Source organism: Pseudonocardia sp. GCM10023141, assembly GCF_042653605.1.
The window spans coordinates 32,311-48,422 of the sequence record NZ_JBHSIR010000034.1 but is presented as its reverse complement, the minus strand read 5'-3'; the positions used below and the strand labels follow the sequence as shown (position 1 = coordinate 48,422).

The 16,112-nt window shown below is 68.7% G+C and carries 14 protein-coding genes and 1 pseudogene; 3 read left to right on the top strand and 12 right to left on the bottom strand.

From position 1 onward, the window contains the following. Window positions 1-65: 65 nt before the first annotated feature. A complete protein-coding gene (locus ACFPFQ_RS20220) occupies window positions 66-263 on the bottom strand; it encodes a DUF397 domain-containing protein (RefSeq protein WP_379621057.1) in 198 nt (65 codons plus the stop codon). Window positions 264-649: 386 nt separating this feature from the next. On the opposite strand from ACFPFQ_RS20220, the gene ACFPFQ_RS20215 reads away from it, so the two are divergent. Beyond that, entirely contained in the window at window positions 650-1,729 is a 1,080-nt protein-coding gene (locus ACFPFQ_RS20215) for a GntR family transcriptional regulator (protein ID WP_379621055.1), read from the top strand. Window positions 1,730-1,809: 80 nt separating this feature from the next. Here ACFPFQ_RS20215 and ACFPFQ_RS20210 read toward each other — a convergent pair whose 3' ends face one another. Next, entirely contained in the window at window positions 1,810-2,229 is a 420-nt protein-coding gene (locus ACFPFQ_RS20210; protein ID WP_379621059.1) for a hypothetical protein, read from the bottom strand. On the opposite strand from ACFPFQ_RS20210, the gene ACFPFQ_RS20205 reads away from it, so the two are divergent. Beyond that, the gene (locus ACFPFQ_RS20205) at window positions 2,122-2,529 is read left to right on the top strand and encodes an AMP-binding enzyme (protein ID WP_379621053.1); all 408 of its coding nucleotides are present in this window, start codon (window positions 2,122-2,124) and stop codon (window positions 2,527-2,529) included. The two genes, ACFPFQ_RS20210 and ACFPFQ_RS20205, sit on opposite strands and share 108 nt — an antisense overlap. Here ACFPFQ_RS20205 and ACFPFQ_RS20200 read toward each other — a convergent pair. The 10 genes and pseudogenes from ACFPFQ_RS20200 to ACFPFQ_RS20155 all read right to left on the bottom strand — a co-directional run. Further along, window positions 2,413-3,153, bottom strand: a pseudogene (locus tag ACFPFQ_RS20200) (TIGR03084 family metal-binding protein); the annotation flags it as partial. The gene ACFPFQ_RS20205 and the pseudogene ACFPFQ_RS20200 overlap by 117 nt on opposite strands. Before the next feature lie 32 nt (window positions 3,154-3,185). After that, on the bottom strand, window positions 3,186-4,778 hold the full coding sequence (locus ACFPFQ_RS20195) for an AMP-binding protein (protein WP_379621051.1): 1,593 nt from the start codon (window positions 4,776-4,778) through the stop codon (window positions 3,186-3,188). Then, window positions 4,771-6,804, bottom strand: a complete 2,034-nt coding sequence (locus ACFPFQ_RS20190; protein WP_379621049.1) for a molybdopterin-containing oxidoreductase family protein — start codon at window positions 6,802-6,804, stop codon at window positions 4,771-4,773. The genes ACFPFQ_RS20195 and ACFPFQ_RS20190 overlap by 8 nt, the downstream gene beginning before the upstream one ends. A gap of 13 nt (window positions 6,805-6,817) precedes the next feature. Then, window positions 6,818-8,764, bottom strand: a complete 1,947-nt coding sequence (locus ACFPFQ_RS20185; RefSeq protein WP_379621047.1) for an ABC transporter permease — start codon at window positions 8,762-8,764, stop codon at window positions 6,818-6,820. After that, window positions 8,764-9,516: an ABC transporter ATP-binding protein gene (locus tag ACFPFQ_RS20180; protein WP_379621045.1), complete on the bottom strand. Its 753-nt coding sequence runs from the start codon at window positions 9,514-9,516 to the stop codon at window positions 8,764-8,766. The genes ACFPFQ_RS20185 and ACFPFQ_RS20180 overlap by 1 nt, the downstream gene beginning before the upstream one ends. Next, entirely contained in the window at window positions 9,516-10,289 is a 774-nt protein-coding gene (locus ACFPFQ_RS20175; protein ID WP_379621043.1) for an ABC transporter ATP-binding protein, read from the bottom strand. Before ACFPFQ_RS20175 ends, ACFPFQ_RS20180 begins: the two co-directional genes overlap by 1 nt. Window positions 10,290-10,348: 59 nt before the next feature. Beyond that, window positions 10,349-11,668, bottom strand: a complete 1,320-nt coding sequence (locus ACFPFQ_RS20170; protein ID WP_379621041.1) for a hypothetical protein — start codon at window positions 11,666-11,668, stop codon at window positions 10,349-10,351. Next, the gene (locus tag ACFPFQ_RS20165; protein WP_379621039.1) at window positions 11,665-12,207 is read right to left on the bottom strand and encodes a UGSC family (seleno)protein; all 543 of its coding nucleotides are present in this window, start codon (window positions 12,205-12,207) and stop codon (window positions 11,665-11,667) included. Before ACFPFQ_RS20165 ends, ACFPFQ_RS20170 begins: the two co-directional genes overlap by 4 nt. Window positions 12,208-12,242: 35 nt before the next feature. Further along, a complete protein-coding gene (locus ACFPFQ_RS20160; RefSeq protein ID WP_379621037.1) occupies window positions 12,243-13,352 on the bottom strand; it encodes an ABC transporter substrate-binding protein in 1,110 nt (369 codons plus the stop codon). Between the two features lie 285 nt (window positions 13,353-13,637). Further along, window positions 13,638-15,188: a long-chain-fatty-acid--CoA ligase gene (locus ACFPFQ_RS20155; protein ID WP_379621035.1), complete on the bottom strand. Its 1,551-nt coding sequence runs from the start codon at window positions 15,186-15,188 to the stop codon at window positions 13,638-13,640. Between ACFPFQ_RS20155 and ACFPFQ_RS20150 the strand changes: the two genes are divergently transcribed. Continuing rightward, window positions 15,157-16,011 carry a TetR/AcrR family transcriptional regulator gene (locus ACFPFQ_RS20150; RefSeq protein WP_379621033.1) on the top strand — a complete coding sequence of 285 codons (855 nt, stop codon included), beginning with the start codon at window positions 15,157-15,159 and terminating at the stop codon, window positions 16,009-16,011. The genes ACFPFQ_RS20155 and ACFPFQ_RS20150 overlap by 32 nt on opposite strands. The last annotated feature ends 101 nt before the right edge of the window (window positions 16,012-16,112 follow it).

The following is a 16,112-nucleotide window of genomic DNA, read 5'->3' as shown; positions in this document are numbered from 1 at the left end:
GGCGCGCCGAGGCATCTGCCCAGGTCAGAGGCACAATCGGTAGCTACTTCTTCAGGTCGAAGTAGCTAGCCAACAGCAGGGTGATCGAATTCGGAAGCCTTCACGCCCTGAACAAACGCAGACCATTCGCCTTCGGTGTACCGGATCCGTGCGCTCTGGTCCCGCGAGCTTCCGACCTCGACGTCCCCATTGTCTCGTACCGTCACGACCACGCAGTTCTGCACGCTGAAGCTCGACTTGGTCGCGACATTGTATGCCAGCATGGCGATCTCTACTCCACTGTGCTGTTCGGGGTGAGGTGTTTGGTCAAAACTCGGCAACGGTCCACCGTCGGCACTACATCACCGACGCAGTTGTCAGCTCGACGCTGGCAGCGCAGCGGATTGACTTCAACGCCTCCGCCGACCAAGGTCGCAACCAACATAAGTCGATGCTGCTCCTACCAAAGAGGGTCGACTCGCGCCGGTGGGCAGCCTACGTCATCTAGAGCCCAATGGCGGCAGACACGCAGTTCGTTCACCTGCGCAGGATATCTGAAACCCTACAAATGCCAAGACCCTATGACCCTACTGGGTGATGGATCCAGCGATCGGCGCCTTTTAGACGGCGAACGGCCCACACTTCGAGCAAGTGACCCAGTCAACATTGAATGAATCCAATGACTACCGCTTGTCGTCCCTTGAGGACCGCTTACGGAGGCGTCCGGCCAGCGGTGCGCAGGCATGGACTTGCCGTGGGCCCCGTCCACCTCGGGACAACCTCAGTCCCGTTGAGGCTGACGGGACAGCCTCCGCACCTACACATCACGTTACGCCGTTGGCGGCCGCTTGCTCCACACGCCCATCTCACTCAACCGTTCAGTCGCTACACAGGGGACGAACTTTCACAACCTCTTCGACAGGACTGGTCCGTCTGGGTGCCAGTGACAATCAGCAGTCGCACCGCTAAATCACGCCAACTAATATTGCGGTCGATGCCACCAAGCAACGGATCGCGACGGACCTGGGAAGCGGTCGCCCATGAGATCCGCGAGCTTGTCGTCACGGGAATTTGTCCGATTGGGGCGAAACTCCCAACCAAGAAGGATCTAGCCCAGCGCCACAACGCATCGGGCGCCACGGTCCAACGCGCTATGGATCAACTCGCCGACGAAGGTTTCGTGGAGGCTCGACCTGGACGAGGATGGTTCGCCTCCAAACCAGTCCACATCTCACTCCTTCGCAGTTCGCCACATTGGCACGAACGCAATGCTCAAGTCAAGCCAAGCGGAAACCACGGCTGGCTGGACCCAACTATCAGGATCACGACACACAAAATGGGTGCCGATCCGCGCGTTGCGGCCGACCTGCACGTCCCAGTCGGCACCCGAGTCTGTCGACGAGAGCGGCGCGTCAGCAACGGCGGGCGAATTATCCACCTTGGACGAAGCTACCTGCCAGAGGCAATAACGAGAGACACAACACTCGAAACCGACGCGATGATGGAAATTGGAACATACGAAGAACTAACGCGACACGGGCATGCCCCCAAGAGTATTACAGAGACTGTTTCCGTAGGGACCGCAACGGTTAGCGAAAGCAAAATCCTGGAACTTGACATCGCCCGGTCTCCGATGGTCATACGCCTTGTTCGGATCGTGCACGGTGAGCGCGGAAGACTTGAGGTTGACTATCTGACGGCCCGCATGGGACAACTCCGTCTGGAGTACCAGCTACCAATCCCACGTTAGAACGGATGGACCCAACAGGGCCCAAGTTGTAAGTTTTCTGGCACACCCGACAGCTTCCGCACGTACCCGAGAGACGCGCGTCAGGGCGACCGGTCGTCGGCGTCCCCCATGTCCTGGGCGAGCACGGCCAGGAACTCCCGGCCGGCGAGACCGGCGTCCTGTGGGCCGAGGTCGGCCGGGAGTTCGGCTATCACCATGCCCCGGACAAGACGGCCGAGTCGCACGACGCACGCGGCTGGGCCACGGTCGGCGACATCGGCCGTGTCGACGACGACGGCTATGTCTGGCTCGTCGACCGGCGGACCGATCTGATCATCTCCGGCGGGGTCAACATCTACCCGCGTGAGGTCGAGAACGTCCTGATCGCCCATCCTGCGGTCGCGGACGCGGCTGTGGTCGGGGTGCCTCACGAGGAGTTCGGGGAGCAGGTCACCGCGATCGTCGAACCGACGTCCCTGGCAGCGGCGGGTCCGGACCTGGCGACCGAGCTGGTCGCCCATTGCCGTGCGAAGCTGGCACCGGCCAAGTGCCCGCGCTCGATCCAGTTCCGCGAGACCCTTCCGCGGCTGGCGAGCTGTCGAAACGGGCGCTGCGGGACGAGTACCTCGGGCTCACGTCGGCCGCTGATCGGGGGTAGGTGCGGACAAGGCTCCCCTGCGCAGGGATCGCAGCCGCCCGGCACCCGGATCGCCGGCGTAGGCCTGCGCCACCGACGTCCACGCCTCTGCGGTGCCCCCTACGACGTCGAGGTCGAGGTCGTCCTGATGCCGACGACGGGTCACGAGGAGTGCGAAGGCTAGCGCTGTCCCGGAGATGCGGTCGCGAGCGGTCGGCGAGCCGTGTGTCCAGCGGCCACCGTCGGGCGCCTCGAGATCGACGAAGACCTCGCCGCCGAGCGGTGACACTCCGTGCAGTGCGAAGGAGTAGTCACGGGTACGGATACCCAGGTGCACGACGTGGCGGATCCGGTCGCTCACCGAGGTGGGCAATCCGAGCGCGTCCGTCACGTCGACCCCGTGTGCCCACGTCTCCATGAAGCGGGCCGTGGCCATGCTCACGCGCGACATCGGCGGGCCGAACCACGGGACCTTCTGCTCGGACGGGTAGCAGCGCAGGGCGGAGTCGACCGCTGCGCGGGAGCTCCGCCATCTGGCCATGACCGCGTTCGGCCCGTCCCGGGCGAGAGCCCAGGCAGCCGTGTCCGCAAAATGTGTGGGGTCCGCGGCTTCCTCCCGACGCAGCCTCGACAAGAGCTCCGGATCGGTGAGAGCCGCGACCGCGACCTCGTCGGTCCATGCCAGGTGGGCGATCGAGTGCAGGATGGACCATCCAGGAGCGGGTGTCGGCCGGTCCCAGCCGCTGCCATCGAGGTCCGCGACGGCCGCATCGAGGGCGGCCGACTCCACGGCGAGGTCGGCCAGCACCGCGTCAAGCAACGGCGTCGAGTCGGCGTCGGTCACGCCCGCCTGCCCTCGCGCGCCACGGTCAGACCGAGCGCGTCGAGGTCCCAGGTCTCGCCCTCGATGCCGGGGAGTTCGTGGCGCATGACCCGCCCGAGCGCGTTGCGGGGCAGGGACTGCGACACCGTCACGAACCGCGGGATCGCGAAGTAGGGCAACGCCTCGACGAAATGGGCGAAGAGGGAGCTTGCGTCGAGGTGCCGCCCGTCCATCGGAACCACGCAGGCCAGGATGTCCTGCTCGCCCGACGGCGACGGCACTCCGACGACCGCTGCCTCGACCAGGTCCGGGTTGGTGAGCAGTGCCGTCTCCAGTTCGAGCATCGAGACGTTCTCGCCACGCCTGCGGATCGACTCCTTCTTCCGGCCCGCGAACCGGAGCGAACCGGACGCGGTGATCCGGCCGAGATCGCCGGAGTGGTACCAGAGGTTGCGGGTCGCCTCGACGGTCGCGTCCGGGCGTTTCCAGTAGCCGGAGAACATCACGCCGGGTGCCCGCGGGCGGACGCAGATCTCGCCGGCAGCGCCCGGCTCCACCGGACGGTCGCCGTCGTCGAGGATGGCGACGTCGAGCCACGCTGCCGGACGCCCGTTCTCGCGGTCGGCCAGATCGCGCATCCCCGTGCACGAGATCGGCAGGCACTCTGTCTGGCCGAACGCCTCGGCCCACACCGGCACTCCGAAGCGTCGCTCGAACGCCACCTGGGCCTCCGGGTCCATCGGGGTGGACATGAAGCCCCGGAGCCGGTGCCGGTCGTCGTGGCTGCGTTCGGCCGTTGCCAGCAGCGCCATGCCCATGGCCCCGACGGTGCAGGCGAATGTCGCGCCGGTATCGGCCGCCCTGCGCATGAACCGGCTCGCCGAAAACGCCGGTTCGACCACTAGAGCAACACCGCTGACCAGTGCTGTCGCCACCGTCATCAGGCGCCCGGCGCTGTGGAACATCGGCAGGGTCGTGAACAGGACGTCGTTGTCGATCAGCTCCCACGCCCGGGCCATCGCCCGTCCGGTGTGCAGGTAGTAGGCGTGCGACATCATGCAGCCCTTGGGCAGGCCGGTCGTGCCCGAGGTATAGAGGATCGACATGAGCGCGTCCGGTTCCACCTCCCTATCCCAGGCGGGACCCGGCAACAGGAGGTCGGCGAAACCGATGTGTTCGTGAGCCGATCCCCGGTGCTCCAGCGGTGAGTCGTCGAGTGCGACCAGCGTCCGCAGGCTCGCGAGAGCCGGGAGGTGGGGCGCGGCCGCCCGCAGCCCACTTGCGTCGGCGACCAGGACGACGGGGTCCGCGTCGGCGATCTGGTGCGCGAGGAACTGTCCTTTAAGAAAGGAGTTCAGCGGTACCTGGACCGCGCCGAGTCTCGCCACTCCGAAGTAGAGGTCGAGGACCTCGATTCGGTTCGGCGCGAGGATCGCGACCCGGTCTCCCGGCTGCACACCTCTGGCCGCAAGACCGCGGGCGATGCCGTCGGCGCGCCGGTCCATCTCGCCGAACGTGCGCGATGCGGTACCGCAGGTGAGGAACGTCTGCTCCGGTCGGAGCGCAGCCTGTCTCCTCAGCTGCTCTCCGACCGTCGACGCGTCACTCATGAGGTTCCTCCTGTCGGGACGTCGTCCGGTGCACGGTCACCGGGAGGGCCGTCATGATCGGTTGACCGGCGAGAGGATCGACGTCGCGGGTCGACGAGCAGAGCCGGGAGACGTTGTGCTCGAGCCAGCCGTTGGCCACCGAGACGACGCCGGGTGCGACGTCGGTGCTCAGCTGCACACCGGCGGTGACAGATCCGTCTGATCCCACCACGTTGACCAGGTCGCCCTCGACCACGCCCAGGTCCGCGGCGTCGCCCGGGTTGAGCGCGACAGTGGGTCGATCACGGCTCCGGTCCGGAGCAACGAGGCTCTCCGAGCAGCTGCGCGAGAGCTGGCGGCCGCAGACGAAGGTGAATCTGCCGGTCCCGGGCAGGTCCGTCTGCAGCTCCACCAACCGGTCGAGCATGACCGTTGGCAGAATGTTCCACCGCCCACCGGGGACGACGCGCTCGCGCATGTAGCCCGAGATGTGGGGTATGCGGAGCCCGTACGGGCCCGCCGCGATCGGATCGCCGAGATCGGTCCGGCCGCCCGCCAGTAAGGCCCGGACCCGGTCGAGGTCGTCGCCGTCGTCGGGATCGGCGCCGTCGAGGATGTCGACGCCGAGCCTCCTGCCGAGCTGCGCCGCGACCCACCACAGTGGACGTCGCTCGGCGCCCGGGTCGACGACGGCAGGCGCCACGCGTACGTAGTCGTCGGTCCAGGTGAGGAGGTCGGTCCGTTCCATCTGACCCGCGACCGGCAACACGTGGGTCGCGATCGCGGTCGTCGCCGACTCCGCGACGTCGACGGCGACGAGGACGTCCAGCTCGCGCAGGAACCTCTCGGTCTCCGGCGGGTCGGGGAAGGAGCTCATCGGGTTCCCGCCATTCACGAACAGCGCGCGCAGGTTTCCCGCGCGGATCTCGTCCCCCATCGCCACGACCGGGACCTCGCCGGCGAGACGCTGCAGGTCGGGACGCGACCGGGGCGCGGGCAGGCCTTCCTGAGGACGTGGCAGGCGCTCCTGGAGGAGATCCAGGGCCTGGAACCAGTCGCGGCCGAACCACATCCCGCCGGGCTGGTCGAGGGAGTCGGTCACGAGAAGGAGTACCCAGCGCAGCCACTCCGTCAGTACTGCGTGGCGCTGGAACAGCACGCCGGTCGAGCTGACCACCGCGATCCGACCGGCCCGGACGACCTGGTCCAGCAACGTCCGCAGCTGTGCCACCGGCACACCGGTCTGGGTACCTGTGGCGCCGAGCGTGTAGCGGTCGATGCCTGAGAGCAGGTGTTCGCGCTGAGCGGGAGTGGTGCACTCGAGGAAGGAACTGCTGACCGTTCCCGACCGCAGCAGCTCCCCCACCAACCACGCGAGCAGGACGTGGTCGGTCCCGGGCCGGATCTGCAGGTGATGGTCCGCGATGGCGGCAGTCCTGGTGGCCCGCGGATCGACGATCCACAGGGACCCACCGCGAGCCCGGAACATGCGGATGCGCCGCACCGGGTCCGGCATCTGCGTGACGTAGCCATGGGACACGGCGGGGTTGCCTCCCAGCCAGATCGCCAGGGTCGAGTCGGGGTCGTCGGGGAGCCAGCGGGGCAGCGCCGCCGCCGTCCCGGCGACGATCTGGGCCACCCGCAGCATCGGTGCGATGTCGATCGTCGACACCGAGTAGCGCTGGTCGCTGCCCAGCGCCGTCAGGAGCGCGGACAGCGCTGCGATGCCGGACTTGTCGGCGTGCCCGCCGTGCCCGCGGAACGTCCCGATGCAACCGGCGCCGTGCGTGGCGATCAGGCCGGCCAGCTTGCCGGCGAGATCGTCGAGTGCCTCTGACCAGGTCACGCGCTTACCCCTGACCATGGGATGGTCGAGCCGGTCGGGTCTGGCGTGCGACCAGGGCAACGCGCGACCCTTCGGGCAGAGGTAGCCCTGCGACAACGGGTGGTCACGGTCGCCGCGGACGTCGACCAGCCGGCCGTCAACGACCTCGGCGACGATCCCGCATCCGGCGCTGCAGCAGCGGCAGGTGCTGAGCAGCTTCATCCCGACACCCCGATCACTTCCGTGCGGTCGAGACAGCCATCTCGGCAGGCTCGTCGGTGGCGTCGGCTGTCCCGGCCTGTGGAGCGGCCACCGTCGGCCGACCGGTGATCTTCGACCTGGCCCAGCCGATCGCGTCACGAGCGGCGACCGTCGCCCCATCGGGGTGGCCCATGACGGTAGCGACGAGCAGGATGCCCGAGATGAGCTCGACGTACTGCGGATAGTCCGGGAAGCGCTCGGTGAGGAACAGGTAGAGGATCCCGCCGTTCGCGGCGATCCCGGCCAGGACGGCCCCGCTGACCACGGCGACCCCGCCGATGTAGACGAGGGTGATGATCGCGATCGAGCCGAAGACGTCGAAACGGTCGTAGGAGACGGCGCCGATCTGGTAGGCCAACAGCGCACCGGCCATCGCCGCGATCGCCGCGGACAGCGCGAAGGCCTGCAGCTTGGTGGCGGCCACGTCGATCCCGGCGACCGCCGCAGCTCGTTCGTTGCTGCGGACGGCCAACATCCGCAGGCCTGCTGGGCTGCGGCGCAGGTTGCGGACCAGCACCACCAACAGCGTCGCCACGATCAGGCAGAAGACCGCGTACCGAGCCGGATAGAGCGTCGCGTCCAGCGAGAATCCGAACAGCGACGGGGCCGGCACCAGGTCACCGGAGACGCCTCCCGTCAGATCGATGTTGTTGAACAGCACCGCCGTCATCGCGACCGCGGCGCCGACGGTGACCACCGCCAGGTTGAGCCCGCGGACCCGTAGGGCGGGCAGTCCCAACAGCGCACCGATGGGAATCATGCACAGGCCGGCGAGCACGATGGGCAGCGGGAACGGCAGCCCCCAGCCCTGCGCGATCTTCGACGTCAGCATGCCGCCGAGGCCGGCGAAGGTCATCGGCATCAGCGAGGTCTGCCCCACGTAGCCGGTCACGACGACGATCGAGAGCGCTGCGGCCATCGCGATGAACGAGGTGGTCAGGGCGGAGTTCGCGAGATCGTCGAAGAGCACGATCCCGACGACGGCACAGATCAGCAGGACGATCCCGGTCCGGTCGCCGAGCGCCATCCGCGGGGCGAGGGGCTGGCGGATCAGCGAGAGGGTGCCTCGCGCCGGGATCGACCGCCCGGTCAGGACCATCGCCACGATGACGACGACGAACGGCAGCGCATCCGCGGCCCCGGGCAGGGTCCAGTAGTTGCCGACCACCGACTGCGCCGAGCCGATCGCGATCGCGGCCACGGCGGTGATCGCGAACGAGGTGAAGGAACCCAGCAGCGCTGCGGCCAGACCCGGGAGGATCATCAGCGTCAGAGTGGTGATGCTGAGCCCGACGATGGGGCTGATCAGCACCCCCGCGAGGGCACCGAGTGCACACCCGATCGCCCAGTTGGCCATGGCGATCAGTCCTGGCGAGTAGCCCAGCAGCGACGCGCCGCGCTCGCTCTCCGCCGCAGCCCGGGTGGCGATGCCGAAGATGCTGAAGCGGTACCAGGCCCACAGTCCGAACGCGACGAGGACGACGATGCCGAGGAGCCAGAGCCGGTCGCCACCGAAGGCGATCTCGCCGACCCTGACGACGTCGGTCGGCAGGAGCGACGGGGCGGTCCTGATCTCGGTCCCGTAGCGGATCAGGGCGACCCCCTGCAGCAGCGAGAGCAGCCCCAGGGTCGCGACTACCTTGGCGAGCACCGGTGCTCGGCGCAGCGCCCGCATCACGATCAGATGCCACAGGACGCCCAACAGCGCGGCCCCGACCAGGACGACGGCAAGCGCCACCCCGGTCGAGACGCCGCTCTCGACCATGTCGGCGAACCCGAAGGCGGCCACCATGCCGATCGCACCCTGCGCGAAGTTGACGGTTCCGGATCCGCGCTGCACCAGGACGATGCCCAGCGCGAGGATGGCGTAGGCCGCCCCCGAGCCGAAGCCGAGCACGGCGAACACGAGCACGGTCTCCATCAGACTCTCCTGTCCGGCCGGGGCGGCGCTGCCACAGCGCCCGCCTCGATGCCCAGGTAGCTCGCTTCCAGCAGCTCGCGCCGCTCGGCCAGCTCGGTCGCCGGGCCCTCCTGGACGAGGTCGCCGTGATTGAGCACGTACGCCCGGTCGACCGACCGCAACGCGATGTCGATGTGCTGCTCGACGATCAGCACCGCGGTGCCCAGCTCCGTCGCGATCCGGCGCAGGACCGGCATCAGCGACTTCACGACCACAGGGGCCAACCCCAGGCTCATCTCGTCGACCATGAGAACCTTCGGTCGCGTCGCGATCGCCCTGCCCAGGGCCAGCATCTGCTGCTCGCCGCCCGAGAGCAGGCCCGCCCGCAGCGACATCCGATCGCCCAGGGCCGGGAAGTACTCCAGCACCAGCTCGGTCGGATCCTGGCCCCGCTGGCCTCTCGCGAGCCGGAGGTTCTCCCGGGTCGTCAGGCCGTAGAAGATCGAACGGTCGTCGGGAACGAGGCTCAGGCCCCGACGGGCCACCCGGTGCGGCCGGCCCGCCGGAACCGGCTCGCCGCAGAACAGCGCCGCACCGTCGATCGGAGCCAGTACCCCGGCGAGGGTGAGCAGCGTGGTCGTCTTGCCGGCGCCGTTCGGCCCCAGGATCGCGACCAACTCCCCCGCGTCGACGTGGATGTCGAGCTTCCGCACGACCGGGACGCCCGCATACCCCGCGGTGAGCCCCACACACTCGATCATCGCGGTGGACATCAGCCGGCGCTCCGCGACGGTGCAGCCGGCTCGCCGTCGTCGGCTCCGAGGTAGGCGCGGATCACGCGGTCGCTCGTCCGGATCTCCTCCGGCGTCCCGCTCGCGATCAGCTTCCCGAAGTCGAGGACCTGGATCCGGTCGCAGACCCGCAGCACCAGCGCCATGTCGTGGTCGATCATGACGATGGTGACGCCCTGCTCGACCAGTGCGCGCATGCGCAGCCCGAACTCCAGGCCCTCCCCGCTGTCCAGACCGGCTGCGGGCTCGTCGAGCAGGAGCAGCCGCGGACTCTGCGCCAGTGCCCGCGCCACCGTGACCAGCTTGCGGCGGCCCAGCGGCAGGTCCGGTGGCAGCAGGTCCGCGACGGCACCGAGGTCGAGCAGCATGATGGCCCGATCCACGGCCTCCGCCGCGGACGCGCTGGGACGCGGGCGGACGAGGTCGCGCGCCAGCGACCACCAGTGCTGCCGCTCCGCGGCGACGAGCAGGTTCTCCCGGACCGTCAGGTCCTCGAACAGCTCCAGGCTCTGGAAGGTGCGGCTGACGCCCGCTCGTACACGCTGGTGGGAGCGGTACTTGTTGAGGTCGCGCCCGTCGAGCACGATCCGCCCGGTGGACGGGACGAGCCCGGTCACTGCGTCCATGAAGGTCGTCTTGCCCGCACCGTTCGGACCGATGAGACCCACGAACCGGCCTTCCTCCACGTCGAAGGAGACCTCGTCGACGGCCTTCAACCCGCCGAAGCGGACCGACAACCGATCGATGTGCAACAACGTGCCCACTGCTCAGCTCCCAATTCTCGGGTGATGCCGCCGCCGGGTCGGCAGCGGCATCAGTGCGCGGGAAGGTCGAGTCGTTTGAGGTGGAACCGGCTCGCCGACAGCGCCTTCGACACGATCGCCGTGAGCACCGGCTCCGGGGCGAGGCACTCGGCGCAGTCCGCGGACCCCGCGCCGATCCGGACGGTCACCCCGCCGTCGGGGTCGAGGTCCCACGCCGCGGTGAAGCCGTCCCTGGCCAGCAGGGCCACGACCTCGTCCAACCGCGTACCGGGGCCGTCCTCGAAGCGCCGCCCCGCCGTCTCGACCGGAACGATCGACGGCGCACCACCGATGAGGTCGAAGATGTCGACGACCGTCGACACCCCGGCGTTGGCCGCCCCCGCGACGACGATCTGGACCGCTGTCGGCGAGGTCAGGGCGTGCAGGTTCCCGTCAGCCCCGATCTGGTCGTCGACGATCGCGTCGGAGTGGCCCCGGGGCAGGCGCCAGTGCTGCTGCCGGGAGATGCCGCCCTTGCCGACCGCGTCGAGCTGCTGCTGGGTGACCCGTGCCTCGGCGAACAGGAACTCGCCGATGCCGGCTCGGTCCCAGCCCTGCCCGGCCAGCAGCGAGGCGTGCTCCGGGCAGAGGACGAGACACGAACTGCTCGTGCGGAACATCATCGCTCCGGTGCGCGCCACCGTTCCGGCGATGTCGCGCAGCAGCTGTTCTGCATCTGTCGTGTGCCGGGCCTCGATGTGCGCCGCGGACCGCATCGTCAACACGGTGACCGCGCTCGCCGCCGACGCGAAGCCGTGCGCCTCGTGGAAGGCGGGCCACGGACTGGCTTCCTGGTTCTCCCCGATGCAGGAGGTGTACTTGGCCGGTGTTCCCTGGGTCGACTGGTCGAGCGCGTGGGGGCGCACCCCGAACACGTTGAGGATGCCCAGGCGGACGGCGCGACCGATCGTCGCGTTGGCGCGGAACCCCGGACCGAACACGTTCCCGGCCGAGTTGATCCCGATCTCGGCCCGCACGTCGCCGTTGACGATGATGAGCGGCGCCGTGCCGGTGGTGCTCTGCATGACGCCGTTGGCGTAGCCCTCGGTGGTCATCGACCGCCACGCCGCCACGACGGTCGGGAAGTACTCGGGCCGGCACCCGGCCATGGCGGCGTTCAGAGCAGCGAGCCGGACCGTGCACGACCGCCCGAGGTGGGGCATGGTCAACAGGACGTCGTCAGGGCCGCGATCGGTCGTCGCGAGGAACTCCGCCAGCAGCCGCTCGGTGCAGGGGACGACCGGCAGGCCGTCGGTCCACCCCTGCGCGTAGCAGTACTCGAGGGCGTCGCGGACCTCGTCGACGCTCGAGTGCTCCCGAACCGCGGTCATCCGTCCGCTCCGAGGATCGCGAGGATGCGCGGCAGCGCGTCGGTGACCCGGGTGCGGACCCCGGCCAGGTCGAGGCTCGCCACCGGATGACCCACCGACACGTACTCGTATCCGGGGAAGCCCCTCGTGTCGGCCATGGTGGCGGCGGACAGGCGGAAGGCGTCCGAGCAGATGCTCACCGTCGGCACCCCGACCCGTTCGAGCTCGATCCCGTCGGCCACCGTCGCTGCACTGCACGATCCGCAGTCCCCGATGGCCGTGACCGCGACCCCACCGAGCGCCACCAGATCGTGGAGCATCGCGTCCGGCAGCGTCGTACCCGCGTCGTCCTTGACGAAGACCTCCACGCCTGCGAGGCGGAACCGCTGCCCGAGTGCACCGGCGACCTCGGAGAGAAGGAGCCCACCGTTCGCCTTCCCGTTGTCGAGGAGGCAGAGCGTGAGCCCGTCGAGGGTCGTCGGTCGGGGGGCGAGCCGGGTGTCCAGGACACTCTTCTCACCCGAGGTCGGATCGAGAATCGTACGGGCCCAGTCGGTCATGTCGGCGTACCTCTCCTCGCATCGACCGGTGGACGTCAGGGCTTGTCCTCGGTCTTGCCGGTTGCGGAGTTGGTCCAGCCCTCCTGGACGTTCTCGATCTTCCCGCCGGCGTAGCGCACGTACTTCACGTAGGGATTGCCGATCGCCGGGTAGTCCTTCGGGGCCGCGGCCCGTGAGTACGAGGCGCCGGCGAACACCGGAACGGTCTGGGTGGAGTAGGCCTTCGCCATGGACTCCTTGGTGAAGTTCGCGAAACCCATCGACTCCGCGAGCTTGAAGTTCGTCATGACCACGGAGAATCCGAGGAGCGCGTTCTGAGACCGTCCCTCGATGGAGGTGTAGTCCTTCATCGCCTTGCGATAGACGGCGACGTCCGGATTGGTGACGTCGTCGGGCGAGGCGCATTCCAGCTCGTAGATGCTGCCTTCGAGCGCGGCCTGGGGTTGCACCTTCGCGTAGAAGTTGTCGACGTCGACGAGGGTGCCCGAGCCGAAGACCTTGCTCGGGTCGAGTCCCTGCGCGAACAGCCCTGCGTAGAGCGCTGCCCCCTTGACGCCGGAGAGTGAGTTGATCACGACCTCCGGCTTCGCCTGCATGATCTTGGCGATGGTCGGCGCGACGTCGGCGCTGGAGGCGGGGATGAGTGCGTTCAGGACCGAGCCGCCGGCCTGCTGGTAGATCGGCTCGAGCTGCTTGAGCGCGAGCTGCGCGGGGACACTGTCGACCGCGGTGAAGACGGCGACCTTCTCCCCCTTGTTGATCGAGTAGAGGGCCCTGGCCGGGTAGGACGCGGCGCTACCGCCCGCGAGGGGGAAGCTGTTCGCGGCCGTGTAGTCCTGGGTGGCGATGGGGAACATCTGGACGGGGATGCCGGCCTTCTCCAGTACCGGAACGCCGTTCGGCCCGAAGTTGAGCGAGTACCCGGTGACGAAGTCGACCTTCGCGGCGGCCATCTTGTTGGCGCAGGTCAGCGCGCCGGCCGTGGTCGACTCGGAGTCGCACTCCACGACCTCGACCTGCCGTCCACCGAACCCGCCGCGCTCCTTGTTGATGTAGTCGGCGGCAGCCTTGGTCGCGGTGCCCCACTGGGTGATGTAAGCGGCCTGGTAGGGCCCCGACTCCTCGAGCACGAGCCCGATCTTCACAGGGGCCCCGGAACCGCTCGCCGCTCCGGAGGGGGCACTCCCGCCCCCGCATGCCGCGAGGAGAACCACGGCTGTTCCCAGTACGAGCCCGACCGTCCACCGTCTGTGTGAGGCGTGTCCCATGAGACGTCCCTGTCCCTTCACGAAGGTCCTGCTGCGCTACCGAGGCATCGGGCGGACATCCGCCCGCCGTTGATCGCGGCCGCCCCCGATGCGGCCTCGCACGACGCCACACCAACCGGTTGTTGGGGAGCATGACAGCTGGAAGAACGGGCTGTCAACGGCTCACGTCGACCGGGCGCCCGGCCGATCGACAATGTCCGCGAGCTCCTTCTTCAGCACGTACTTCATGACCTTCCCGGACGGTGTGCGCGGCAACTCGTCGACGACGACGACGGCTTTCGGGGTCTTGAAGCCGGCCAGCCTCTCTCGACAGAACGCGATCAGAGCGTGCTCGCCGACGACGTGCCCTGGGCTGCAGACGACGACGGCGACGACCGCTTCGGTCCATCGCCTCGACGGCACGCCGATCACGGCACACGCCGCGACCGCGGGATGGCGTGTGAGCACGTTCTCCACCTCGGCCGGGTAGACGTTCTCCCCACCGGTGACGATCATGTCCTTCAGCCGGTCCGCCATGTGGACGTAGCCGCCGTCGTCGACGCGCGCGGCGTCGCCGGTCCGCAACCATTCGCCGTCGACCAGCGTCGCGGCCGTCGCCTCGGCCTGACGCCAGTAGCCTGCCATCGTCGACGGCGACCGCACCCACAGCTCGCCGACCACCCCGGCGGCGACGTCGTCGCCGGTCTCGGGATCGACGATCCTGATCGCGGCGCCGGGGACGGCCCGCCCACAGGACCGGAGCAGCTCCGGGGTGTGCTCGGCCGGGGCCAGCACCGTCACCAGCGGGCACTCGGTCAACCCGAAGCCCTGCACGAAGTCGCACCGCAGCGTCGTCAGCGCCTGGTCGAGGAGCCGAGCCGTGATCGGGCCGCCTCCGTAGTAGAGGGTCGCGAGCGACGTCACGTCCGCCGTCCCGATCCGCGGCGAGTCGAGCAGCGACTGGATGACAGCCGGAACCGCGATCATCACGGTGACGCGCCGGCGCTCGACGGCAACCAGCAATGCATCGGCCCCGGCGTCGCGCTCCAGGACCGTGAGACACCCTGCGGCGAGCCCGGCCAGCGCCCACCCGATCCCGCCGATGTGGAAGAGCGGCAGCGTGGAGAGGCTCACCGACGACGCCTCGATCCGTGCGGCCTTGCCGAGCGCACGCAGGTACGGCGGGAAAGCACTGTTGCGGCTCATGACCCCCTTGGGACGCCCCGTCGTCCCGGACGTGTAGATCTGCAGGACGACCTCGTCAGGTGCGGACCGCAGGACGGCCGGCACCTCCCGGCGCCCGTCCCGCCACTCGACGTATGCGTCGGGGCCGACCGGTGTACTCACGACCACCCGCCGCAGGTCGGGCAGCCGCTCGCGCATCCGGCCGACGACAGGTGCGTACTCGGCGTCCACCACGATCAGCTCTGCGCCCGAGTCTGCGAGCACCTCGGCGATCTCGGGGGCCGCGAGCCGCCAGTTGACCGGCACCAGCACAGCACCGACCTTGGCCGTACCGAACAGGACCTCGAAGAACGCGATCGCGGTCCGGCCCAGATACGCCACCCGGCTCCCGGGCTCGATGCCGTCTCCGGTCAGGGCGGCCGCGACGCCGTCCGACCGCACGTGGAGTTCACGGTAGGTCGACACGTCCTGTCCGCAGCGCAGAGCCGCGACGTCGGGACAGGTGCGCGCCCGCTCGATGACGAGCCCGGCCAAACCCTCGAACCACACCGTCTCACCTTCCGCCGGCACGCACAGGAGGCGCGCACAGCGGCATTCTGCCCCAACAAATGGTCGGTGGGGTATGGTCGTCGTGCGGTCGTGCCGCCGCTTCTCACCACGCCTCGCGGGGTATCCTGCGCCGCAACAGCTCGACGCTCGGCCCGTCCGGGATGACATAGGGGGGACCGTGACGTCGGTTCGCAGTGATTCCCAGCGTCGACCCGTCGCACGTGCGGACATCGAACGCGCCGCCGCCCGGGTCTTCCGCCGGGAGGGCTACCGGGGTTCGACGATGCAGCACATCGCCGACGAGGTCGGGCTGCACAAGACCAGCCTCTACCACCACATCCAGTCGAAGGATTCGTTACTGCTCGCCATTGCGGAGTTCGCCATGGGAGAGCCGTTGCAGGAACTCCGCACACTGTCCCAGGACGAGTCCCTCGACGAGGTCCAGAAGCTGGAACGTGCCGTCTACGAGCTCGTCATGATGGTGACCCAGCGGACCGATTCCGTTGCGGTGTTCACGATGTACGCCCAGGACATCGGCGATCCGGACCGCGCGCGGTTCTTCGCCCAGCAGCGCCATGAGTACGGCGAGATCTTCGAGGGTCTCGTCGCCGATTGCCTACGGGTGAGCGGCTGCGACGACGACCCGCGGAAGGTGTCCACCGCGATCCTCGGGATGTGCAACTGGATGCTGCACTGGTACCAGCCCGGGCACCGAGAGACACCGGTCGAGATGGCCGAGGCATTCTCCAGGATCGCCCTGCGAATGGTCGGGTGCGTCGACGGTTCCGACGGGCAACCGGCCACGGGGACATCTGCGGACTGATCCGCAGCCGGGCACACCGCAGCCCCGTACTTCCAGCTCGCCCACCCGTCCGCCCGCCGGCAGGTCGGTACGTCGCTGTGCGCACTTCGGTCGACCGCACC